General features: G+C 39.5%; 25 protein-coding genes. 13 read left to right on the plus strand and 12 right to left on the minus strand.

Translation table 11 applies throughout. From position 1 onward, the window contains the following. Positions 1-60: 60 nt before the first annotated feature. Entirely contained in the window at positions 61-681 is a 621-nt protein-coding gene (locus NXS00_RS10835) for a CPBP family intramembrane glutamic endopeptidase (protein WP_258099212.1), read from the plus strand. A gap of 53 nt (positions 682-734) precedes the next feature. On the opposite strand, the gene NXS00_RS10840 is transcribed toward NXS00_RS10835, so the two are convergent. From NXS00_RS10840 to NXS00_RS10850, 3 genes are all read right to left on the minus strand, one after another. Further along, positions 735-1,607, minus strand: coding sequence for an arsenite methyltransferase (locus tag NXS00_RS10840; protein ID WP_258099213.1), 873 nt, complete (start codon positions 1,605-1,607; stop codon positions 735-737). Positions 1,608-1,654: 47 nt separating this feature from the next. Beyond that, the gene (locus NXS00_RS10845; RefSeq protein WP_258099214.1) at positions 1,655-1,984 is read right to left on the minus strand and encodes an ArsR/SmtB family transcription factor; all 330 of its coding nucleotides are present in this window, start codon (positions 1,982-1,984) and stop codon (positions 1,655-1,657) included. Between the two features lie 399 nt (positions 1,985-2,383). Beyond that, positions 2,384-2,752 (minus strand): DUF3703 domain-containing protein, encoded by a 369-nt coding sequence (locus NXS00_RS10850; RefSeq protein ID WP_258099215.1) that lies wholly within the window; start codon positions 2,750-2,752, stop codon positions 2,384-2,386. 154 nt (positions 2,753-2,906) lie between these two features. Between NXS00_RS10850 and NXS00_RS10855 the strand changes: the two genes are divergently transcribed. Further along, positions 2,907-3,428, plus strand: a complete 522-nt coding sequence (locus NXS00_RS10855; RefSeq protein WP_258099216.1) for a TlpA disulfide reductase family protein — start codon at positions 2,907-2,909, stop codon at positions 3,426-3,428. Continuing rightward, entirely contained in the window at positions 3,425-3,739 is a 315-nt protein-coding gene (locus NXS00_RS10860) for a DsrE family protein (protein WP_258099217.1), read from the plus strand. The genes NXS00_RS10855 and NXS00_RS10860 overlap by 4 nt, the downstream gene beginning before the upstream one ends. 130 nt (positions 3,740-3,869) lie before the next feature. Here NXS00_RS10860 and NXS00_RS10865 read toward each other — a convergent pair whose 3' ends face one another. Further along, complete coding sequence (locus tag NXS00_RS10865) at positions 3,870-4,652, minus strand: heavy-metal-associated domain-containing protein (RefSeq protein WP_258099218.1); 783 nt, start codon at positions 4,650-4,652, stop codon at positions 3,870-3,872. A gap of 227 nt (positions 4,653-4,879) precedes the next feature. Between NXS00_RS10865 and NXS00_RS10870 the strand changes: the two genes are divergently transcribed. Both NXS00_RS10870 and NXS00_RS10875 read left to right on the plus strand, forming a co-directional pair. Next, a complete protein-coding gene (locus NXS00_RS10870; RefSeq protein WP_258099219.1) occupies positions 4,880-6,799 on the plus strand; it encodes a methyl-accepting chemotaxis protein in 1,920 nt (639 codons plus the stop codon). Positions 6,800-6,951: 152 nt separating this feature from the next. Then, complete coding sequence (locus tag NXS00_RS10875; protein ID WP_258099220.1) at positions 6,952-7,677, plus strand: carbonic anhydrase family protein; 726 nt, start codon at positions 6,952-6,954, stop codon at positions 7,675-7,677. Positions 7,678-7,679: 2 nt separating this feature from the next. Here NXS00_RS10875 and NXS00_RS10880 read toward each other — a convergent pair whose 3' ends face one another. Genes NXS00_RS10880 through NXS00_RS10890 form a run of 3 tightly spaced genes read right to left on the minus strand, consistent with a single transcriptional unit; the run spans position 7,680 to position 9,065 of the window. Beyond that, a complete protein-coding gene (locus tag NXS00_RS10880; RefSeq protein ID WP_258099221.1) occupies positions 7,680-8,144 on the minus strand; it encodes a MarR family winged helix-turn-helix transcriptional regulator in 465 nt (154 codons plus the stop codon). Between the two features lie 5 nt (positions 8,145-8,149). Continuing rightward, positions 8,150-8,629: a glutathione peroxidase gene (locus NXS00_RS10885; RefSeq protein WP_258099222.1), complete on the minus strand. Its 480-nt coding sequence runs from the start codon at positions 8,627-8,629 to the stop codon at positions 8,150-8,152. Between the two features lie 13 nt (positions 8,630-8,642). Continuing rightward, positions 8,643-9,065, minus strand: a complete 423-nt coding sequence (locus tag NXS00_RS10890; protein WP_258099223.1) for a DoxX family protein — start codon at positions 9,063-9,065, stop codon at positions 8,643-8,645. A 150-nt stretch (positions 9,066-9,215) separates the two neighbouring features. On the opposite strand from NXS00_RS10890, the gene NXS00_RS10895 reads away from it, so the two are divergent. The 3 genes from NXS00_RS10895 (at position 9,216) to NXS00_RS10905 (ending at position 12,257) form a co-directional block, all read left to right on the plus strand. After that, complete coding sequence (locus tag NXS00_RS10895; protein WP_258099224.1) at positions 9,216-9,749, plus strand: hypothetical protein; 534 nt, start codon at positions 9,216-9,218, stop codon at positions 9,747-9,749. 327 nt (positions 9,750-10,076) lie between these two features. Next, complete coding sequence (locus NXS00_RS10900) at positions 10,077-10,943, plus strand: mechanosensitive ion channel family protein (protein ID WP_258099225.1); 867 nt, start codon at positions 10,077-10,079, stop codon at positions 10,941-10,943. A 63-nt stretch (positions 10,944-11,006) separates the two neighbouring features. Beyond that, positions 11,007-12,257: a serine hydrolase domain-containing protein gene (locus tag NXS00_RS10905; RefSeq protein ID WP_258099226.1), complete on the plus strand. Its 1,251-nt coding sequence runs from the start codon at positions 11,007-11,009 to the stop codon at positions 12,255-12,257. 57 nt (positions 12,258-12,314) lie between these two features. Here the strand turns inward: NXS00_RS10905 and NXS00_RS10910 are convergent, their stop codons facing one another. Further along, positions 12,315-14,033, minus strand: coding sequence for a glycosyl hydrolase 53 family protein (locus tag NXS00_RS10910; RefSeq protein ID WP_258099227.1), 1,719 nt, complete (start codon positions 14,031-14,033; stop codon positions 12,315-12,317). A 214-nt stretch (positions 14,034-14,247) separates the two neighbouring features. Continuing rightward, entirely contained in the window at positions 14,248-15,174 is a 927-nt protein-coding gene (locus NXS00_RS10915; RefSeq protein ID WP_258099228.1) for a 2-hydroxyacid dehydrogenase, read from the minus strand. Positions 15,175-15,339: 165 nt separating this feature from the next. On the opposite strand from NXS00_RS10915, the gene NXS00_RS10920 reads away from it, so the two are divergent. After that, positions 15,340-16,029: a cytidylate kinase-like family protein gene (locus NXS00_RS10920; protein WP_258099229.1), complete on the plus strand. Its 690-nt coding sequence runs from the start codon at positions 15,340-15,342 to the stop codon at positions 16,027-16,029. A 2-nt stretch (positions 16,030-16,031) separates the two neighbouring features. Here the strand turns inward: NXS00_RS10920 and NXS00_RS10925 are convergent, their stop codons facing one another. Then, on the minus strand, positions 16,032-16,598 hold the full coding sequence (locus NXS00_RS10925) for a helix-turn-helix domain-containing protein (RefSeq protein ID WP_258099230.1): 567 nt from the start codon (positions 16,596-16,598) through the stop codon (positions 16,032-16,034). Between the two features lie 51 nt (positions 16,599-16,649). On the opposite strand from NXS00_RS10925, the gene NXS00_RS10930 reads away from it, so the two are divergent. The 3 genes from NXS00_RS10930 (at position 16,650) to NXS00_RS10940 (ending at position 20,376) form a co-directional block, all read left to right on the plus strand. Next, positions 16,650-16,988 (plus strand): DUF1801 domain-containing protein, encoded by a 339-nt coding sequence (locus NXS00_RS10930; RefSeq protein WP_258099231.1) that lies wholly within the window; start codon positions 16,650-16,652, stop codon positions 16,986-16,988. A 111-nt stretch (positions 16,989-17,099) separates the two neighbouring features. Then, positions 17,100-19,052, plus strand: a complete 1,953-nt coding sequence (locus tag NXS00_RS10935; RefSeq protein ID WP_258099232.1) for a glycoside hydrolase family 97 protein — start codon at positions 17,100-17,102, stop codon at positions 19,050-19,052. Positions 19,053-19,062: 10 nt separating this feature from the next. After that, positions 19,063-20,376 carry a gluconate:H+ symporter gene (locus NXS00_RS10940; RefSeq protein WP_258099233.1) on the plus strand — a complete coding sequence of 438 codons (1,314 nt, stop codon included), beginning with the start codon at positions 19,063-19,065 and terminating at the stop codon, positions 20,374-20,376. Here the strand turns inward: NXS00_RS10940 and NXS00_RS10945 are convergent. Beyond that, complete coding sequence (locus NXS00_RS10945) at positions 20,373-22,274, minus strand: DUF294 nucleotidyltransferase-like domain-containing protein (RefSeq protein ID WP_258099234.1); 1,902 nt, start codon at positions 22,272-22,274, stop codon at positions 20,373-20,375. The genes NXS00_RS10940 and NXS00_RS10945 overlap by 4 nt on opposite strands. Then, positions 22,271-22,966: a 3'-5' exonuclease gene (locus NXS00_RS10950; RefSeq protein ID WP_258099235.1), complete on the minus strand. Its 696-nt coding sequence runs from the start codon at positions 22,964-22,966 to the stop codon at positions 22,271-22,273. The genes NXS00_RS10945 and NXS00_RS10950 overlap by 4 nt, the downstream gene beginning before the upstream one ends. A 112-nt stretch (positions 22,967-23,078) precedes the next feature. On the opposite strand from NXS00_RS10950, the gene NXS00_RS10955 reads away from it, so the two are divergent. Further along, the gene (locus tag NXS00_RS10955) at positions 23,079-23,930 is read left to right on the plus strand and encodes a helix-turn-helix domain-containing protein (RefSeq protein ID WP_258099236.1); all 852 of its coding nucleotides are present in this window, start codon (positions 23,079-23,081) and stop codon (positions 23,928-23,930) included. The last annotated feature ends 30 nt before the right edge of the window (positions 23,931-23,960 follow it).

Genomic DNA, 23,960 nt, shown 5'->3' on the forward strand with positions numbered 1-23,960 from the left:
GATTTATATAGTTTTGAGGCTTTGTTATAACATTACGATTACTGCCTAATTTGATTGACTATGGAACTCACTCAAATGAAAACTTGGATTCAACTACTTCTAATTGTTTTGCTGTTTTTTCTTGGAAGCCATCTGATCAGTTTTTTGTCAAATGAAGTGTTCTATACCTGGAGTGATGCTACTCAGGAGTTTGTTTTTTACCCATTGAAATTAATACTATTGATTGTGGGAGGGGTGCTAATTACTAAAAGAAAGCCGTTTGAGTTTCAAAAGGTTACTTTAAAAATGTTTGTTGGCTGTATTTTGCTGTTGTTTCTAACGTGGGTTGTGGCCAATGGGATCAATATAACTATCGACAAGTTTTATCCAGTTTTTATAAATTTCTCAAAAAGTAAATCATCTAGTGAGTTTATATGGATGGTTCCTGTTTTCATAGCTCCATTATTAGAAGAGCTTTTCTTTAGAGGTATTCTTTTTAGACAACTCGAAAGGGTTTTCAATGGGCCTGTAATAGCTATTGTTTTGGGAGGATTGTTCTTTGGTTTAGTTCACTCAAGTCTACCACAAATGATTTTTAATACAATACTTGGAATAGGATATTGTTACGTTTACTGGAAGACAAGAAATATTGGTGTTACAATATTTGTGCATTTCTTACAGAATGTCTTTTTTCATTTTTGAAATGGATAATTGTTGCTAGCTACGTTTACCTTTTCGTAGCTAGCATGGCTATTTCAACAACAACCTGATCCTGGTTCGCAACATGCTTCATCTTTTACTTCTGCTACTTTTGGTTCTCCTCCAGGCTTTTGTGCAAAGACAGTTACTGAGTAAATGCCTGTTCCTCCATTGTTGAAGTTTTGGATTTCCTCAGCGCTAAGGTATTTGCCAAGAATATCATCAGGAATTACAATGGTCTTTTCTTTTTGGATAGTGATGTTGTTAAAACCTGCCGTTTCGATGGCTCCTAGATAATCTGCTTTCTGAATGGCTCCCGCTACACATCCGGCATACATTTCAGCGTCTTTTTGAAGAGCCTCTGGTAAATCTCCAATCAATACGATATCCGAAATGCTAAAGTGTCCACCTGGTTTCAAAACTCGGAAGATCTCGTTAATCACTTTCGGTTTATTTGGAACAAGGTTCAAAACGCAGTTGCTAACGATCACATCAGCAGTGTTGTCATTTACTGGCATGTCATCGATATCTCCTTCACGGAATTCTACATTGTGGAAGCCTAACTTTTCGGCATTCGTGCGAGCTTTCTTGATCATGGCAGGGGTGAAGTCGATCCCAATCACCTTGCCTTCAGCACCCGTTTCGTGTCTGGCAACAAAACAGTCGTTTCCAGCTCCTGATCCCAGGTCAATCACTACATCGCCTTTCTGAATTTGGGCAAACTGAGTGGGTAAGCCACAACCAAGGCCTAAATCAGCATCCTCTACATAGCCTTCAGTATCTGTATAGTCATCCATCATGATGTTGTACACTTTGTTGGAGGGAGTAGTGGCGCCACAGCAAGAAGCTGCGTTTTCTACTTTTCCTTGTTCGGCAATTCGAGCATATTTCTCTTTCACCACGTCTTTTAATTCTTGTTCAGTGTTCATGTCTCTATGGTTTATTGCAATATTGCGATTATTTAAGTCAATTTTTTTTAGCAGCAAGCTGCTTTACTTTCAAAATCATCAAAGATTTGGTTGAACTGATCTTTGATCTCTTTCCATCTTTCTGGATTGATACAATAGTTCACTCTAGATCCTTCAATGTTTCCCTGTATGATGCCTATGTCTTTCAGCTCTCTCAAATGCTGACTGATGGTAGCTTGTGCCAAACCAAGCTCCTGAACCAAATCACCATTGATACAAGCATTAGCCTTGATCAAATGCTGGATGATCGCTACTCGGGCTGGATGCGAGAAGGCTTTAGCCGCTGTAGCAATGTTATTTTGTGTTTCAGAAAATAGATTGGTCTTAGTAACTCCCATTTGATTAATTATATCATTGCAATATTACGATAATAAAGTTGAAAATGTTTACGATTTTAAGATTTTTGTTGCCGGAAATTGAATTGGAGAAAGGAGTTAACACTGAGTATGAGCTATGATATGTATTAGATGCTGTTATGCTGGAATTATTGTTCATTTTTGTCTTGACACAAAAACGGACCAAAAAAGTCAAGAACAATTAATGCTTCCTCGCTATTACCCTCGCACGCCCGCTAATTGTTCGAGCCTTTCCGCGCTTCACCTCCAAAGAGGTGATTTATATTTTCTATTTTGGAAGGATGGCCTTATTCATTTTTTATAAGTGTTAAGAAGTGAATACAGCCTTGACCAATTGACGGTCCGCCGCAGCGATACTTTTGGGTCTAGCCTAAAGTATAATCACAAATTAACTTCTCTAAACATCTCCTGAATATCCACCGGTATTTCCATAGGTCGGAGAGGCGGGACATTTGCGCCACCCGTATTACCAACAGGAATATGACCAACGAATGATTTAATTCCACCAACTAACAATCTTGGAATTTGGCCTAAGATCTCCTTGAAGCTTTTGATTCGATTACCAAACAACAACATTTTCCAATGTACATAGCTGTGTTCGTACGGATAGGATTGTCCAATAATGTGGGCTCGTTCCAGATGATACCAGGCTTGATGCAAATTGTTGGTATACATAGCTTGCTGATAATAAGCTAATTCTAATCGGTAATGCGGACGAAGCTTGGAAGGTAAGGTGACGTTAAATTGCATTGGTTTGTTTTTTAACAAAGTACCTACAATTTCTTATGGATTGTGTTACAGGATTTTGACTCACTTTTTCATAGTTCTGTAACCAATGTTACCTACTTTATAAGAGATACTACGTTTCTTATCATATTTACAATTAGGTGATAAAGAAATTCATATGACACGTATCCTGGTAATTGGTATTACACTTTTGACTCTCGGTCTTACAGCCTTTTCCTTAATTAATGAGAAAGGACCAAATGAGATTGAATCTTCAATCGTTAATGAGGATTATCCCATTGACTTTTCCTTGGAGGACAAGGATGGAAATAAGATTTCATTGAGTGATTATGAAGGCAAAATTGTGGTACTGAATTTCTGGGCAAGTTGGTGTGGCCCTTGCAAGTATGAGATGCCAGATTTACAGAAATTTCATGATGCCAATAAAGATGGAGATATCTCTGTGGTGACTGTTGCTTTAGACAGAACATTCAATACTTCCATTAATTTTATGAACGTGCAGAAATACACTTTCCCTTATTTCAAGCCTGATGGAAAGGTGCCTTCTCAGTTTTCTATCTCTGCCATACCAGTGACATTCATTCTAGATAAGAAAGGAAATATCATCTCCACATATGAAGGAGCTACAGACTTTGGCGCTCGATACTTTCAAAAAGATATCGAACTGGCTAGAAAATGATCTATCAGATAGTTATTCAGGTCGATACCAGTGAGGAGAACCTGTGGAAGAGTCTACCAGCCAGATTAAAAGCCATGCGTGAAGATCTCGGCGAATGTGAAATCGAAGTGGTTCTTCATGGTTCTGCGGTAAAGTCTTTGCTGCAATTGGTAAAACCTATTGAACAAGTATCCATCATTGCTTGTAAACGAGCTTTGAACGGAAATCATATTCCAGAAAGCTTCATACCTTCTTTTGTTCAGGTCGTTCCTTCTGGATTAGCTCATTTGGTTAAGAAGCAAGCTGATAACTGGGCTTATTTGAAAGTTTGATTAAAAGGAACTCACCCCAATGTCGATAATTGAAAATTCTTAAATCTTTCTAGCCCCTCTCTTGCCAAGAGAGGGGTTGGGGCATCCGGCTTTGGGAATGTTGGATTGAAGCATTCCATTCTTCCTAGAATCACAACACCAACAACATCCAGACACCCATTCCAACCATGGCCAGGTCTTCAATGATGGTTACCGTACTCATCGGTAAGTTGAAGACATCACCTAGGCACGCACATTTGATCTTTTTCTTGTTCAGGTTGCTTTGGATGACTCCAATACTACTAACTCCAAGGACTACAACGGTAACAATGTTGGTGTAAAAGGGAGCAAAATTGATCAGGTAAGCAATACCAAGTGCCAACTCCACAAAAGGATAGATTTTACCCCATCCGTTCCATTTAGCCGCAACTATATCGTACATTCGGTAGGAGCTCGCAAATCCTGATAAGTTCAGGAGTTTGAAGAAAGAAAACACCAGGAAGAATCCGGCCATAAAATGGCGCATCCAAAGCATTCCAGAAAAATTATCAAACGGATACTGTACCAATAAACTCACACCAGCGATGAACCCTACTATGATTAATAATGGTTTGTAGGTGCTCAGTTTGATGGGAGGAAGTGAGGAAGATGGTGATTCAGCTTTAGATATAGCTGGTTTTACAATCTTTGGCATGGGAGCCAGTTCCATTTCTTGCTTTTCTGTACTGATGGTGTATTTATCCAGCTCTTTATTGATTGTATCAAGATCTAGTTCACCTTGAGATTCGATAGTGGCTTGAGGATATTCCAGTTGTACCTTGACATTGGAGATATTGCCCTGCTTCTCTAGCGTTTCAGTTACAGTGGCTACACAGCCACCACAGGTCATTCCTGAAACGTTATATTCTCGCTTAATTAGTTCTTTAGTTTCCATATACAAATATCACGATTGCCAGTCAATCTGGTTTTATAGGATTTTGCATGAATGTTATATGGTTTTGATTTTAAAGTAAGTGATTTACCTACGTTGGAATGGGTTTAACTACAAGTTAACTAGAATTAAATCTCGTTCATCGAATGTAGACTCTTTGTACAAGTCTATTCTATAACCTTTGTTCGTATAAATCAAGTAATAGTTTGTACTAATCATCTTGACCGAATATGCTAACAACACTTAACCAGAAGTTTAAAACCCGAAGATATCATGATGAAGTAGTGCGTGCTCTTGATCAGCAAGACTGTATTGCTACGCTTGATCTGGATGGAATGATTACTTATTGTAATTCAAACTTTGCTCAATTAATAGGAGATTCTGGTCACTTGATTTTTACTCATCTTAAATCCGGAGAGACTTTTAAAAAAGAGTATTGGCAACAAATAACTTCGGGTAAACATGTGTCAGAAGAGCTGGAGTGCACTTCAGCAGATAGAAGATATATTAAAGCTTCATTTAGTCCAGTTCTTTCAAAAGGGCATGTTAAAAAAGTCATGCTTCTTGCCTGTGATGTATCAATTCAAAAGAGAGCTCTTCTGAAGGCAGAAGCCATTAATCATGCATTGAATATCAGTTTTCCCACTATTGAGTTTGATGTTAATGGATATATTCAGGATGCCAATCCGATTTTTCTGCGGAAAATGGGTTACAATAACCTCAATGAAATTCAAGGAAAACATCATTCCATTTTTGTAACTGAAGCTTACAAAAAGTCCGCAGAGTATCAGGATTTCTGGAAAAGGCTTAAGTTAGGAGAAATAGAGCAAGGGACTTTTCAGAGAGTGACCAAGTCGGGAGATCTTGTCTGGTTGATGGCGGCGTATTCCCCAATCAAAAACAGAAAAGGAGAAGTGCAATCAATTGTTAAAATAGCCATTGACACCACCAATGAAAAGAAGTCAACCGATGGACTGGCCGATTTAAAAAATACCATTGACTTATCATTTGGCTATATTCAATTCGACCCTCAGGGATATATTATAGACGTTAATGAGAATTTTCAGAGCCTACTTGGTTATGAAGATAAGTCGACTGTGATCGGGAAACACCATTCTATTTTTGTATCAAAAGATTATGCACGATCTGAAGAATATCTGAATTTTTGGAGGTCTTTGAATGCGGGAGAAACGATACAAGGGGAGTTTCAGAGGTTGTCAAAAACCGGACACGATATTTGGATCAATGCCGCTTACACGCCATTGAAGAATGCTGAAGGAAAAGTTACCAGTATCATTAAAATTGCTGCGGACATCACGAGTTCGAAAAATGCTGCTCTTCAGGCGAAAAGAGACTTGAAACAAGAGGTTCTTTACAATCTTAGAGAAATATCCAGTTCCATCAGTCAAATAGCCTCTGGATCAAGAGAACAGGCAAACAAGACGGACTATGCATCTGCTGAGATAGAAAGGGCTATGAATTCGGCAGCGGATGTTGCTTTACGAGCGGAATCTATTACCAATTTGGCTAGCAAAGCGGTAAAGGATAGTGAGCTTGGAGAAGCTACTGTTTCGGATTTACAGTCGACTATGAATAGGCTAAATGAAGTGGCTACGCGATCCCAAAGGGATTTGAATAAGTTCAACGACAGAATGGATCAGGTCAACCATGTACTTCAGGTGATACAGGACATCTCTGCACAAACGAATTTGCTCGCATTGAATGCTTCTATTGAAGCAGCTCAGGCCGGAGAATACGGTCGAGGGTTTGCAGTAATAGCCAAAGAAGTAAGAGTGTTGTCTGAAAATTCACGAGCTTCTGCCAATCAAATAGAAGAATTGATTACAGCTATTCGAGAAGGCTCTAAAGAGGTGGCTATGTCTATGCAAGAGGTAGTAGATGAAGTTTCTGGTGGACTTTTAGCAACAACGAACGTTTCTGAAATATTTAAGCAAATGGCAGATTCTACCAATGAAACCTCGTCTGTTTCTGGTAGTATTTTAGATGCTACTCGATTACAAACCACTGGGATGGGAGCTTTAGTGAAAAGTGTAGAGAGTATTGTCGTAATATCCGAGCAGACTGCTGCTGGAGCAGAGGAAGTTTCTGCTGCTTCTGAAGCATTGCAAAGAGAACTGGATAATTACTAAGAGCAGTTGCAGTGCTTTTACTTTAACTTGTAAAAAGTGTTGTAACCAGGAATAACATATATCACATAGCGTCAAAAATAAAGTCAGTTAAATTGGGTTCGGAGGGAGACCAGGGAAGCCTACATTTGCTCTGAACTAAACCTAATGAGCTTGTGAAATCAACTACCTACCTCATCTTTATGATGTGCGGATGGACATTGTTCGCACAGCATCAACCCGAAACTCACACCTCTCAAATAGAAGGCGGAAACCGCCAATCACCTATTAACATTCAAACGGATGTATGTACTACCGGACAACATCTAGTGAATGCCCATTATGATGTTTCTCATGAGCATGTAAGCCACGGTGCACATACAGTCAGATTGGACTATGATCCTGGAAGTTTTATCATGTTTGATGGAGAAACATATGCCTTCGCACAGTTTCATTTTCATACACCTTCTGAGCATCATATTGACAAAGAAGAATATCCTCTAGAAATGCACATGGTCCATGTGACAAATGATTCAACTACTAAATATGTGGTAGTCGCAGTGTTGTTTAAAGAAGGTGATACGGATCCTTTTATTAGTCACTTTATGCAAGATGTGCCTTTAGAAGTTAGCGAGAAAGATTATCCAACTCATCAGGTAGATATCACCGAAGAGCTACTTCCTGTCGATTTTAGTAATTACTATCATTACAAAGGCTCCTTGACAACACCTCCCTATAGTGAAACAGTAACCTGGATTGTAATTGCAAATACACACCAGGCCTCCGCTGAGCAGATCAATCAACTAAGAGATCTTGAGGGAATTAATAATCGTGAAGTGCAAGCTCTCGAACATCGACAAGTAGAGCATTGCATTTCTGGAGACGTGGGCTTTTTTTTCTAAAATCAAGATAAGCGCTCGGAAGTAGTTGCTAGTGTGCTAATTAGTTTGTGAATAGTCGTCATCATTTGCTCGACTTCCTGAGCGCTTATATCTTCACTCTTGATATTTTCTACTAGTCTCTCAGGGATACAAACAGCTTTATTCTGAAGCTCTTTCCCTGCATTCGTGAGAGAAATGAGTACTTTGCGCTCGTCAGATTCTTGACGAACTCGTTTAACTAGTTGTTTTTGTTCCAAACGTTTCAGCAGAGGAGTAAGCGTATTGGACTCTAATAGTAAGCGCTTACTAATATCAGAAACCAATTGGTCATCCTTTTGCCAAAGTACAAGTAGTACCAAATATTGCGGGTAAGTAATGTCCAATTCTTCCAGGAGAGGAGTGTACTGCTTGGTCATAAGCCGTGAAACAGCGTACAACGGAAAGCAAAGCTGATTCTCTAACCACAATTCTTTGGGACTACTGCTCATAAAGTTTAAAGTTGATTTTTCAAGAATGATTCTATTTTCTCCGGCTTGGTCGTTGGGGCAAATCGCTTTACTGGTTTACCGTTTTTGTCAATGAAGAATTTAGTGAAGTTCCACTTAATTCTGCTGCCAAAGATACCTCCAAGTTGACTTTTTAGGTATTTGAAAATAGGGTGCGTGTTACTACCATTCACATCTATCTTGGCGAACATTGGGAAGGTTACTCCGAAATTGATTCGACAGGTTTCTTCAATGTTCTTAGCATTGCCGGGTTCCTGATTGGCAAATTGGTTGCTAGGAAATCCAAGTACTACAAAGTCTTTGTCTTTGTAGGTTTGATAAAGTGTTTCCAGACCATCGAATTGTGGTGCTAAACCACATTTGGTTGCTGTGTTCACGACCAGAATGGCTTTACCTTCATAGTCACTCATTTTTACCTTATTGCCTTGTAGGGTCTCAGCTTCTAATTCGTAAAAGGACGTTTTCATCTCTCTATTTATATTAATCGTTTCGTTGTTTCCATGCTTTGATAGCCCCAGTGGACCATAGTGCCCACAGGATTAATACTGGCTGAAAGAACAGTCGTATCAATCTTGCTCTGTCTGTATCTAACCCAAAAGCATCAATTCCATTGAGGTATTGTGCGATGTTTCCAGGAAAGATGAGTACATAGAAAATGGCTAATGCTATCCCCACGTAAACTCGTTTGCTTTTCCAGAACAGCATGGTTAGACCAAGGGCTGCTTCGGCAACTCCAGAAAGAATTACTACCAAATCTTTGCTCAGTGGTAACCAATTCGGAACCTGGGCCTGAAATTCAGCTCGTTGAAAAGTCATATGTCCAACTGCGGCCAAAACCATAAAGGCTCCCAGTATGATTCTAAATACTTTTTGTAAAGTGTTTGTTTCAATAAATGTTTTCATATTTAAACGATTAAATCGTGTACGATATAAATACAAAGCTAAGGAGAAAAATGTTTCAGATAAAGAAGTTTTTATTGAATATACCCTCCTCATGGTATTGAGATAATAAGTGAAAGCGAAGACATTTGAAATAATCAAACGAATACTGTCATGAAGAAGCTACTGGTTGTATTATTAATATCTTCACTTTTTCTGTCCTGTAAGGAGGAGTCTGAATGCCAGGACTGGCCAGCAGGCTTTGAGAGTTATGAAACCAGTGATGGCGGTAATGAAGCTTTTTGCACATCACCATTGCTCATAGGATGGAGACCTTCAGGAACCAACGCTGCTGCTTACACATTAGAAATTACGGTGCAACAAGGATTCCATCATTTATTTATTAATAGTAGTGAAGAAGGGTACTTTCAGAAGGGAGATGAATACGATTTGTTTGGGATTCAAGCTTCTCAATTCTATACTGCAAATTCATTTTGGATCAATACCGATGATCAGCATGTTATTGGTGCTATTTATTATTGGTCCCCAAAGGAAGGGACAGTAACAATTCTTGATGCAAATGAAGCAGAGGGTAAGATCTCATTGGTAGCTGAATACACATTAGTCAATTCGAGTGTTACACCAAATGATGAAAGAAGCTTTCGAGTGGAAATCGATAATTATGCCTTTCCATTCAATCCTCGATGAATCCTAATGTCTATTTCTTAACGAGCCATGCTTCCAATACATTGGAATGGCCATAACAAATAAAAGAAAAACGAAAGGTACAACGAATAGCATATCTTGTATTCTTTTTTGTTTCATATGAAGATACAAAAAAAAAGTCTAACCTGAGGTTAGACCGCTTGCAACGCGACTTTCACTTTTTGGGTTGGTGATTACCGCATACACTTGGCACCGACGGGTGTCAGTGGTTTCTGTTCGATTTAACGACTGATCCTTTAATTTAGTTTCAATCGACCTCATAGGATCCAACAAATTTTATAACTCGCAGTTAATAGCTAAACCTAAGACATGAAAGAACGCATCATCGAATCCTTCCAGCAGTTTTATGAGTCGATATTGGATCGATCGCCAAGTATCATTTTGGGACTCATCGGGTTAGTGCTGTTTGTATTGATAGGAATGTTGATAAGAAGTATTGTTCGCAAGCGAGTCAATATTCATGATGTTCTGCTGAAGAACTTTATCTCTCGAACGATCATGATCATTTTTGTGATCATAGGGACGGTCATTTTTCTTAACCAACTGGGTCTTGGTAAAGCAGCAAGTAGCCTGTTGGCAGGAGCAGGAGTGTCGGCAATTATCATAGGTTTTGCATTTAAAGACATTGGAGAGAATTTCCTTGCAGGATTTTTCCTTGCTTTTGGAAGACCTTTTAGTATTGGAGATGTGATTGAAGTGGAAGGGATCAAAGGAATCGTTTCTTCCATGAGCTTTAGAAATACCCAGATTCGCTCCTTTGATGGACGAGATATTTTTATTCCCAATGCCATGTTGATCAAAAATCCACTGACCAATTTCACTAGAGACGGGTTGCAGCGACATGCTTTTGTCGTAGGACTGGATTATGGTGATAATGTAGCTGAAGCAATTGGTACCATAAAAGGTATTCTGAGTCAAGAGACTCGAATTCCTCAGGAAGGGGAATTGGAACCTTTTATTGAGCTAGAAGAGTTTGGAACCAGTACCATCAATCTAAGGGTCTATTATTGGATCAATTCCTTCAACTATACTGACTCATTGGCACTGCTGAAAACTGAAGTAATGCGCAATGTGTTGAATGGATTGATGAATGCGGGGTACACTATGCCTGCAGACATCATAGAATTGAAGATCTATCAGGAAGGGCAGCCAATTCCTGTAAAGGTGACTCAGTAGCAGTTTTTGGGTAAGTGTGTTTTGTTAAGTAGCTTGTAACTGTACTTGCCCAAACCTGATTTTATGAAAAAGCTCATTTGTTTTATGGCCGTGATCAGTCTGATCCTGTCATGTCAGCCATCCAGACAAGAATCTACAGAAGAAGTATCTACTGTTGTCAATGACTTGGCCAAAGCGAGGTTGGATTCGGTTCTACAATCATTTGTTTCTGATAGTATTGTGGCAGGAGTTTCTGCTTTAATCATCGAGAAAGGAGAGGAGGCCTATTTCAATGCATTTGGATTTGCAGATCGCGAAGCTGGAGTTCCTATGGCAAGAAATACCATAGCGACGATCTACTCAATGACCAAGCCTATAACAGGTACCACATTGATGAGTTTGTATGAAGAAGGCATGTTTGACTTGGAGGACTCTTTATCCTTGTATCTTCCAGAATACGCCAACATGAAGGTGGCTACCTTGTATGATGATCAAGAAGTTACGCTTGTGCCTTCTAATCGCCCCATTACCATAGCTGATATTACTCGCCATACGGCTGGTTTCTCCAGAAGATCAGATCTAGGTTTGGATTCATTGAATGCACAGGCTGATTTACTCAATGTAGAGAATACCTTAGCAGAAATGTCCACCAAACTATCAGAGTTGCCATTAGGCTACCATCCAGGTACTCGCTGGGAATATGGGATTTCAGTGGATGTTCAGGCGTATTTGGCAGAGACGTTAGTAGGTAAACCGTTTGCAGAATACATGCAGGAAGCGGTTTTAAGTCCACTTAAAATGACCGAAACCGGATATTATGTTCCTGAAGATAAACGTGATCGAGTAGCAGCCATTTACTATAAGACAGATTCTAGTTTGACGCGTGTGCCAGACGAACAAGTTCATACCATCAATTACCAGCATTGGCCAATGACGCCAGGAGGTTGGGGACTGAAATCAACCATCGATGATTACATGACATTTGCTCAGATGATGTTGAACAAAGGCTCATTGAATGGAGTGACAATTTTGCAACCAGAAACAGTTGAGTTGATGGCTACCAATCATTTGCCAGCTGTTGAGGATAGTTTGTGGTTACCTAGCAAAGGTCAGGTCGGATTCGGAATAGATTTCGCAGTTAGAGTAGCAGAACCCAAATCGGCAGAAGAGAATAATGGTGCTGTTGGTGAGTTTTACTGGGATGGAGCAGCATCTACTTTGTTTTGGATAGACCCTAAGAACGAATTGACTGCTGTTCTTTTTGTACAGGTTTTTCCATTTCAAGGAGAGGTTCACAAGAAGTTTAGGGATGCGGTTTATGGCCCCGCATTCTAAATGTAAATTCCTCACTCAATGAGCATAAAAGCCTGAGTGAGGAATTTTATTATAAATCTATTTTTTTATGAACCTGGTTGTATAAATGCTCTTTTGAGTTTCCACTTTTAAGAAATAAATTCCGTTATATAAATTATAGATAGGTAATGAGGCGTTTGCTGGCTGTTTATCAATAGTTTGAATGGTTTGACCTGCAGAATTGTATATCTGAATCGATACTTCTGACTCATCAGTTGGAATTTGAAGATGAAGATAATCTTCCGATGGATTTGGGTAAACGCTGAATAGCGTATTGTTCTCTAAATCTTTGGTTTCAGCACTTAGTCTACTGCCCGATATAGTAGAAAGAAGCCATTGAGAATTTACATGAGTAGTGTTGCCCCACTGACCACAATTGGCTCCATTGCTAGTTCTTCCCATTCCATCTAGGTACAAACCGGTAGTACGATTTCGAAGTTGATAATAATTGCCACTGTGTTGAATCAATTGCCAATGGGAGTTGTAGTGACTGGTGTTGCTCCATTGCCCTATGTCAGCACCATTGGTGGTATTTCCCATCCCGTCAATGAAAAATCCAGTTCCCCGGTTTTTGAGTTGATAATATCCATTGCCCACATCTACAAGCTCCCATTGAGAGTTTACATGTGTTGTGTTTGGCCATTGCCCTACAGTTTCCCCATTAGTGGTTCTTCCCATCCCATCTAAAAAAAGACCTGTTCCTCTATTTTGGAATTGAACAAATGATGATCCAGGTGATCCTCCTCCTGATCCTTCAAGAAAAGCATCCATGGCGATCGATGGTCTACCGTTTTCAGACCAGGCACCTTTACCGTAGCTTTTCCACCCATTGTAAACTTGAGGTTCCCAGTAGAAGACACCTAGACCATTGGCGTTTCGTGTTTTGTTAAGCATATCTGCGATGAAATCTTTAGTGGCTTGGGGTTCATCTTGTCTCATGCCTATTTCGCAAATCATCACTTCTTTGCCATATCTGGAACGCATGTCTACCATGTTGTTATAGCAATCGTTGGCCAGAGATTGCCAGTTGGAAGGTTCTGGATAGAGGGACATACCTATGATATCAAAATTAGCCCCATTGGAGATGATGCCTCCGATGTTCCATTGATACAGCGCATTGTCATTTCCGTTGGCCAGATGAACAATGGTTTGGATATTGCTATTCACATCCTTTACCGCATTGTGTCCTGAGTTGATCAGCCAGGCATAAGTCTGCATGCTGGTAGACGCTTTTCCATTCTCCCAGAGCATGCCATTGTTTGTTTCATTGCCTATTTGCACCCATTTAGGAGCAGAACCATTATTGACCATAGAGGAGATTAGATCATGAGTGTATGAGTAAACCGCATCATACAACCCTTGCGTGCTGTATCCAGACCAGGCAGAAGGCTTGTTCTGCTGTCCGGGATCCGCCCAGGAATCGCTGTAATGAATGGTTAGCATGATATCCATTCCGGCATTGTTGGCTCTATTGGCAAGCGCTAACATGTCATTTTTGTTGGACCATCCACTAGAAGGGTTTAGCCACGTTCTCAATCGTATAGAATTCATTCCATGATCTTTCAAAATCTGAAATAAATCTTGTTGATTCCCATTGTCATTGTACCATTGGTAGCCGGAGGCTTCCATTTCACTTAGCCAGCTTATATCAGCTCCTTTGGCAAATTGGCCATGAGCTGTAGGAAGCATTAGTAAGCAGAATAGTGTGAGCAACAGCATTTTATAGGTGTTGCTAATCATCATCTTTGTTTTCATCATAGAAAGGTTTTGGTGTTACACTCGGGTTAGGCCCCGATTTTCTTCAAACCTACTCTTGAGAAATAAGAGGGATGGATACTAATCTTACGAATAATGAAAATTATAGCCCATTGATTGATTAAATGATAAAATACGAATAGTCTATGTGTGGATTATTGTTAATATCTAAAATTGGTGTTTAAAAATATGACTTGCTCTTAAGCGGTGCATATCATTAGTAACCTTGAATTACCGACACTTCATGCAGTAATTTTTTACTATGAAGGTGGCGATTCCAGTTTTCTACAACTATATCGACAGCATTAGTAAGTGTAGTAATGGATGCTACGTGGGGGGTAATGGTGATTTTTGGGTGATTCCAAAATGGGTGTTGACCAGGTAAAGGTTCAGTTCTAAAAACATCCAAAAGAGCACCGGATAGTTGACCTGATTCTATCAGTTCCATGAGATCATTCTCCACAAGGTGTGCCCCTCTACCAACATTAATCATATATCCTCCAGGATTTAGAAGAGACATGGTTTGACTATTGAGAATATCCTCTGTATCCGGCGTTAATGGCAGGACATTTACCAGTACATCCGATTGTTGAAGTGCCACGGTCAATTGATCTTGCTTGTAAGTTTGTACACCAGCAATCTTTTTTGGGTTTTTTGACCATCCACGGACATTAAATCCAATTTCCGCTAATTCCTTGGCGATGAATGCTCCTATGGATCCAAGCCCAAGCACTGTAACCGTCGTTTGACCAATAGTTTGGTAACGTTTTGGTTTCCAGGTTCTGGTCAGTTGATCGTTGAAGTATTTGGAAAAATCCCGAAGATAGCTCATCAAACCAGTCAACACATATTCGTAAAGGTCTTGTGTTAGTTGTGAATCGATAATTCTACAAACCTGTACTGAATCCGAAAGTTGCTGACTTTTGAAAATGTGATCTACTCCCGCACCTATGGATTGAACCACTTTAAGGTTTGGGAATTGAGAAAGAGCATCTTTTTCGGGTTTCCAGCAAACTGCAAATGTGACTTGCTCAGGTTCTTTTATTGATGGATAAACTTCTACTGAGGTATTCGGTAATTTTTCTTCTAAAAGTTTAACCCAGGGCTCAGGGTTTTTCTGATCAAATAAGATAGCAATGCTCATACAGCAAAGATGGGTTGATTTGTGTTACAAGTTTTGTGTTCAAGCATCCTCATTGTTTAGAACTTGACTAAATAAGGGAAGTAAAGCACTTTTTGAATAGTTGGGATGTTTACAAGTAATAGGTGAAGGAATCAAAAATGTTTTGAATCTCAAAATACCTATGTCATGAAAATCAATCTTAAAAACTATCTGTCTGATCGAGACAAATCCAATCAAAAAAAGATAATTCCCGGTCCAGTTATTACCATTTCCCGTGCTTATGGATGTGATGAGCATGATCTGGTGAGGGCGTTGATTAAACAACTCAATCAATTAAGAGTATCAGGACTAAAGACTCATGCTTGGAAATATATTAATCAGGAAATAATAGAGGAGTCAGCAAAGCTGTTGAAAATGCAAGCTTATGATTTGGAAAACCGGGTATTGATTCACAATGAGCCTGAGAGTGACTGGTTTGCCAATTTTGATACTCATCCTAAACATTCAGATACCGAGATTATTGACACCATCAAGGACATGATTACCACTTATGCCAAAAAAGGAAATGTAATCATCATCGGTCGGGGAGGAATTGGAGTAGTGAAATCTATTCCAAATAGTCTGCATATTCGTCTAAATGCGTCCTTGGATTACCGCATTGGATTAATCTCCAAACAAATGAACATGAATCCTATAGATGCTGAGGAGATGATTCGAAGTATTGATAATCAACGAAGGAAATGGTCTGAACATCTGGTAGAGCGACCTATTGAGGATGGCGTTTTCGATCTTATTTTTAACACGGAGAGAATAACAGTAGACGAAATGACTGATCAGATAGTGAATCTTTTGACTAGCAGAAAATTGGTCGGTTAATTTTAAATCTTATCAATGGTGCGTCGGTCATTCTCTTTCTGCTTTTTGAAAACGGAAGGAGTCATGCCTGTTTCTTTTTTGAACTGGGTAGACAGGTGAGCTACGCTACTGTAATCTAGTTGAAGAGCAATTTGTGAAAGCGTGAGTTCATCATATCGAAGCAGCTCTTTAACCTTCTCAATCTTCTGAGACATGATATATTTCTCTATTGTAACACCTTCTACAGAAGAGAACAGACGACTGATTGAACTGTAATCCTGATGAAGTTTATCGGAAAGAAATGTAGAGAAATTGGTCTTTAGATGATCTTTTTGGTAATGAATCTGATCAATGATGGCGGCTTTGATTTGGGCAATAATCGCTGATTTCCCGGGATTCAGCAATTCGAATCCTTGATTAGCCAGGTCATCCTGAATTTGCTTAAGTTGTTCATCAGAAGGTGATTGAGCAACTTTTACTTCTCCTAAAGTCACTTGTTCAGGGGGTAAACCTGTTTTTTCAAAAGTGGCAGTGACAGCTGCAATACAGCGAGGACATACCATGTTTTTAACATATATCGTTTCAGCCATATGTAATAAACCAATCTTTCAACTAATTTGTGCTAAGATACCACTAAAAAGATGTCTCCACTTCAAGCCTATTTTGATGAAAAGCCAGAACCTTTAAAAGGTACACTCATGGCTTTGAGAGATATCATACTAAATACTGATAACCGGATCCACATGGCCTGGAAGTATCGAACAGCCTTTTTCTGTATTGGGAATAAGAATCTTTGTTATTTGTCTGTCAATACAACTGGGCAATTATATTTGGGGTTTATTCTAGGATACCGATTAACACATCCGGCATTGCAATCAGAGGGTCGTAAGCAGATCAAAGTATATTATCAGGATCCGGAAATTGATATCAATAAAGAGGAGATAGAGGAAATAATCAAAGAAGCACTGTTTTATTATTGAGTTATAAGACATAATCCATCCAATCCAAGTTCATTTAATGACCATTTTAGGGTTTGTTACTCCACAATAAACTTCTAAATTGAACCTCCATTATTAACACCCAATTCTTAAATGATGAAAAGAATATTTTTTGTGTTGCTAACTCTAGTTGGCCTCAGTGCACATGCGCAACAATATGAGATTAACTCTCCAGACGATAAGCTCTCAATTTTAATCAATATAGAAGATACGATAAGCTGGAGTGCTAAATTGAATAATCAACTTGTTATCAGTGAAACAAAAGTAGCAATGATTCTTTCTGGAGGGAAGAATCTGGGAATTGGTGCCAAAGTGAAAAGTGAAAGCAGAGAGTCATCCAAATCCTATGTGTCAGTAGCTGTTCCTCATAAGGATTCTAAGATTGAAGAAGATTACAATCAGCTTACATTGAGTTTTAAAGGTGGTTACAGTTTGTTGTTTAGAGTGTTCAATGATGGAGTAGGTTATCGCTTTGTCGATTCCAATAAGAAGTCAAGACAAGTAGTAGATGAAGTAATGAATTTGTCCTTTCCGGCGAATACTACGTCCAAATTCCCTCAGGAAGAATCCATGTATTCACACAATGAACGTCAGTATTTAGATAAAAATGTGTCGGATATGCAAGGTTCAGACTTTTGTAGTTTACCAGTATTATTCCAAACAGGAGGAGTGAATGTATTATTTACGGAAACTGCTCTTCACGATTATCCGGGAATGTTTTTGAAAGGAAGTGCTGGTACTACTATGAAGACCCAGTTTCCAAAATATGTTTTAGAAGCTGTTCCAGCCAAGAGTAATGCCGATAGGAATCAGGATCTGGTTAGTCTGGCAGACTATATCGCTCAGGTTTCAAGAGCGAAAGAGTTTCCTTGGAGAGTATTTGTCATTACTCCAGAAGATAAAGGGTTGGTAGAAAGTAATTTGACGTATCTGTTGGCAGAGCATACAGTAATTGCAACTGACTGGATCAAACCGGGTAAAGTGGCTTGGGATTGGTATAATGCGAATAACATCTACGGAGTTGACTTTAAGTCAGGCTTAAATACAGCAACATATAAATACTACATTGATTTTGCTTCCAAAAACGGAATTGAATATGTGATTCTTGATGAAGGCTGGACGAAAAGTACCACTGAGATTTTAGGTTTTAATCCGGATATGGATGTAGCTGAATTAATTCGATATGGAAAAGAAAAAGGAGTTGGGATCATACTTTGGGTATTATGGAAACCTTTGGATGATAATCTGGATGAGATTTTAGAAACTTATAAGAGCTGGGGAGCTAAAGGGATCAAGGTGGACTTCATGCAGCGTAACGATCAATACATGGTTGCATCGTATGAAAAGATTGCAAAGAAAGCTGCAGAATTGGAGTTGTTGGTTGATTATCATGGTGCATTTAAACCATCTGGATTACGAAGAAAATATCCGAATGTCGTGAATTATGAAGGAGTGCAGGGAAGTGAGAACAATAAATGGTCAGATCTCATTACGCCAGATCATAATGTGACGCTGCCATTCATTCGCATGGTTGCCGGTCCTATGGATTATACGCCTGGTGCCATGTACAATGCGAACAAAGACAATTACAATATCAGATGGGAACGACCAATGAGTCAGGGAACCAGAGCACATCAGGTGGCCATGTATACTGTATATGAAGCACCGCTTCAGATGATGTGTGAAACACCATCTAAATATTATGAAGAACAGGAAACAGTTGATTTCATTGCTCAAATACCAACAATATGGGATGAGACAGTCGTGCTAGATGGTAAAGTCGGAGATTACATTGCTGTCGCAAGAAGAAGAGGAGACATCTGGTATATTGGTGCAATGACTGATTGGTCAGAGAGATCCCTGGAGTTGGACATGAGTTTTCTGGGAGATGGTAATTACAAGGCTGAAGTGTTCAAAGATGGAGTGAATGCTGCTCGAATGGCTGAAGATTATGCATTAGAGCAGATTTCAGTATCTTCAGATACCAAACTAACCATCCAAATGTCTTCAGGAGGAGGTTGGTCAGCAATCATTACCAAGAAATAACCCTAATCTGATGTCATTCTTTATTATACTAAAGTGCATTATCATTCTTGTACTACTTATAACAAAAGCTAAGCTAAATCCATTTTTAGCATTTGTTATTGTCTCCATTTATACTGGATTAATGTTAGGTGTACCTTTAAGCGAGGTGACAAATATTATTGAGAAGGGAATAGGAGGAATGCTTGGAGGTCTTGTTATCGTAATTGTGCTAGGCGCCATGTTAGGTAAGTTAGTTGCTGAAACTGGTGCTGCTCAGAAGATCACTAATGTGTTGATGAAGATCTTTGGTGAACGAAACATGCAATGGGCGCTGATGACCACAGGTTTCGTGGTTGGTATTCCGCTTTTCTACAATGTTGGTTTTGTATTATTGGTGCCATTGATCTTTGCGGTTTCCTATCAGTACAAAATGAAAGCTGTATATATTGGTATTCCAATGTTGGCGGCTTTGTCAGTAACCCATGGTTTTCTTCCGCCACACCCTTCACCAACGGCTTTAGTTGGTCAGCTATCTGCTGATATGGGACTTACTTTGATTTACGGATTTTGTATTGCCGTTCCGGCGATTATTTTGGCTGGTCCCGTATTTACAAAAATGATCAAAAACATGGATGCAAAGCCACTAAAAACGTTTGTGGCCGAAACCAAGGAGGAAAAAGATTTGCCTGGTGGGGTGAATAGCTTTCTGTCAGCTCTACTTCCAGTGTTTCTGTTGGGTTCTGTAGCATTGCTACAATTAGTTTGGCAACCAACAGGTGCAGTAGGAGATTGGCTTGGGTTTATTGGGAATCCATCTGTTGTGATGATTATTGCGCTTGCCTTTGCAACCTGGTCCATCGGTTTGAATCAAGGTCATGATATGAAGCAGATTATGGAGTTCTACACTGAGGCGATCAAGGACATTTCTCCAATTCTACTTATTGTAGCTGGTGCTGGTGCATTGAAGCAAGTGTTTATAGCGAGTGGTGTTAGTGCGGAATTAGTTGCCGGCTTGCAGGATTCAGCTATTCATCCGTTATTGTTAGGTTGGTTGATAGCAGGGATTATCCGGGTGGCTATTGGATCCGCAACCGTAGCGGGATTAACTGCTGCAGGTATTATTGCTCCAGTGATGGATCAGATAGGTGCCAATCCGAACCTAATGGTACTTGCTGTCGGTGCAGGTAGTTTGCTTTTCTCGCACGTGAACGACTCTGGTTTCTGGATGTATAAAGAGTATTTCAATTTGAGTATCAAAGACACCATCAAGTCCTGGTCTGTCATGGAAACCATTGTTTCAGTAGTCGGACTTGCTGGTGTGCTGTTATTGGATATGTTTGTTTAACCAAACATATTTCTCGTAAATACAATTTTGATACGCTGTTGGAATTTCTCAATCACCTTGAAGATTTCCTTAATAGTCACCACTTCAATCTTTGTTAGAGATTTGGGATTGACATAGTTGTGAGGTTCATCGTGATCGTGTGCGATTTGCAATGATTGATAGCGCAGACGCATCCCCATTAGGTAATAATAAGACTGCATCAACTCATGGAAGTCTTCTTCTGAGATGACTTTTTCTCTTCTGAGAGCTTCCAGACGTTCACCTGTGTTCGTGGCTACTATCTTGTATTTCAGTGCATAAACGCGAACCAAATCTACGATTGGAGTCATGGCGCGCTTGATGTTGAAGACCTGTTGATCTCCTTTAGTAATCGTTTTAATTCCTTTGAAGAAGGTCAGAGGAGGCTCGTATTGCAATGCATTGTTCGCAAGAAGTGAGAAAAAGTACTCACTTGGTTGTTCCATTTTCTCCATGATATGAGCTTGCAATTCCTTTACCAAAGACTCCTCTCCATAGATATATCGGCAATCAAAGAAAGTAGAGAAATTCATAGCCGCTTCATGATCAGGATTGGCAATCCACTCATTGTAGTTGCGCTTCCAATGAGAAAGTGAATGTGTCCATTTAGGATTCTTAGCCATCAATCCACCAGTACAGAAAGAGAATCCAATATGATCTAAACGTTCAGAAACCAGGTCTGCAAAATGTAGGAAATACTTTCTGGTCTTTTCACGGAATTCATTGGCCTTGTCTTCGTAGATAATCGCATTGTCCTGATCTGTTTTAAGAGTTTGCTCTTTTCGGCCTTCACTTCCCAGAGACATGAACACAAATTTCGCAGGAGGTTCTCCAATTTCATGAATGACTCCTTCAATCACCTTTTGAGCGATCGTGTCGGAGATGTTGGTAATTACCTGGTTCACAATCTCGGATTTCACACCTCTGGTTAACAGTTGGTATACTACTTCCGGAACTTGAGCCCACTTGTTTTTCAATTCGTCTACTGTCAGAGACAAACGCACTGATTGAATAAACACGAACGGAGACTGTGCCTGATCCGATAACAATCTATTTCTAGAGAGCACGCCAATGTCTTCACCATTTTCCTGTACGATGATGTATCGGATCATGTTATCAAACATCAAAAGGACCGCTTCATAAACATAGGCATGACTATCAATCCGATAAATTGGGCCTTCCATGATATCTTTTACAGGTGTTGCTGAATGCATTTGACCACCAATGATCTTATTTCTAAGAATGATGTCAGTGATGTATCCCAATTGCTCTCCATTGTCTTCCACGAAAAGACAGCTCAACTTGTGTTCTTCCATGATTTTGGCAGCATCATGGCAAGGTGTGTTGATATTGCAGCTAATGAGTGGTCGAGGACTCACTGTGTCTAACCTTCGAACAAAGTATCGATCAAATGATAATGCTTCGATATTCATTTCAGGATTCGAAACCAGCCCCATGTATTGCTCATTGAGCATTTCTTTGCCAAAGGCGCTGAGAAAGAACTGATAGAACTCGTTGTGATTTTTACACAACTCTTTGAAATAACCTGGAGGAATACGATAGGCCAGCGTGTTCTTTTGGACCTCTACCGTGAGCATCGATTTTCCTTTATTCAGCAGAGTGGAGAATGCACCGTAAGTATGATGTGGTTCTACATACTGTTTGGATTTTTTCTGATTTTCAGATGTCAGAATATAGGCTTCATAGCGACCAGATACGATGATGTCAAGACCTTCAACATTCGTTTGATTTTGTTGATAGATAAGTTCTCGTCTGTCGTATGATACCTCTTGTATTTTTGATGCTACTGCCTGAAGATCAGCTTCTGGAAGTAGATTGAATGGTTCTGTAGTTTTTAAGAATGTTATTTTTTCACTCATAACCAGATTGATAATAGTCCAATTAAAATGAAAACAAGGATGGGTAATCCACATCCAGCTTTGGATGATTTCTTATCCTTGATATTGATAAATAGTCTTTGTGATGCAATGACTTGCTCATTGATCTCTCCTTTGTCTTTTAGGCTAAAGAAGCATTTAGCTGTTGCTTCTGCATCGTTCAATGCGTTGTGCGTGTCTTCAAGCTTCTCCTTAAACAGTCCAAAATATAGGTCTTCTAATTTAGGATAAGTATTGTGAGGCAATCGTGCATATGCTTTAGTAGGTAACATGGTGCAGAAATGCTTCAAAGGCGAGATGATATTCTTTAGTCCAGATCTGAAAAAAGCCACTTGTACCATCTTGCTATCAAATTCCACAAAATGACCAATGATCATTGGCTTGTATTGTCTCAAATCACTGGCAAAGGCCTTCATAACTGATTTTCGATCTAATCCCTTCGCCTTTAACTCCTCACGAGTGATACCGTGAATTCTTTCTGAAGATTGCTTGATATAAATATCTTCTTCGTAAATGAATAGGTTTTCCTTCTTAACAAGCTTGCCTCCAGGTGTGTAGATCAACCAGGCTATTTGCAATACAAATGGCCAATTATCCAAATCGGTGATGGGAGCATGCAGAGAAGTTGGAATGCCAGAAGTCTCAGTGTCTAAAAATAGCAGGTAGTCATGCATAAACTGACGACAAGTTAGCTAAGAAATTATTTTCAAGTCTCTAAATGTCGCCTTGATAACAAACAGATGAATTGAAATGGCAACTTAGTTCTCATACACGTTAATTGTAGACATGATTCATACCTATAAAGAGTCCATTTCTGGTGCATTTTTCGGTCTTACTTCAGACTATATTCATGATGTAGCTTATTTCAAGCAATACTCCGGATTGATCAATATTCATTGGAATCGGTGTGTACATTCCATCTGGTTTAGATTGGATGGAGCGTTAATGGAGTTGAAACCGGGCCAGATGACAACCACTACATATCTCAATCGGATGGAGTTTGAGTCGGACAGTTCTATGCTGACCACCTTTAGTTTCAATCGTGAGTTTTACTGCATTATTGATCATGATCACGAAGTGTCTTGTAATGGAATCTTATTCTTCGGCAACAATACACCTCCTGTAATTTCATTGGATGAAAGAGAGCAGGTTCGTTTCGATTTGGAATTCGGCATGTTTGAGGAGGAATATAAAACGCGAGATCGAGTGCAGGGAGAGATGTTACGTACTCTGTTGAAAAGACTAATTATCCGAGCAACTCGATTGGCAAAGGTGCAGCTTTGGCCAGAAGGCATTCCTGATGATCAAACGGATTTAATCAGGAAGTATAACGTGTTGGTGGATACCCATTATAGAGATAAGCATTTGGTGGCTGATTATGCGGATTTGTTGTTCAAGTCACCAAAGACATTAACGAACATGTTTAAGAAATATGATCAACCCTCTCCATTGCAGATCATTCAAAACAGAATCGTGTTAGAGGCTAAACGATTACTGATGTATACAGATAAAACAGCTAAGGAAATCGCTCTTGAGTTAGGGTTTACTGATGCTGGAACATTCCACAGATCCTTCAAAAAAGTGACGAACGCTACTCCACAAGAGTTCAAAAAGTCCTTTGAGTTGGAGAAAGTGTAAAACTGCCATTCATTCGGGAAATATTGCCTA

The sequence above is a fragment of the Marinoscillum pacificum genome (assembly GCF_024714495.1).
GTDB lineage: Bacteria > Bacteroidota > Bacteroidia > Cytophagales > Cyclobacteriaceae > Marinoscillum > Marinoscillum pacificum.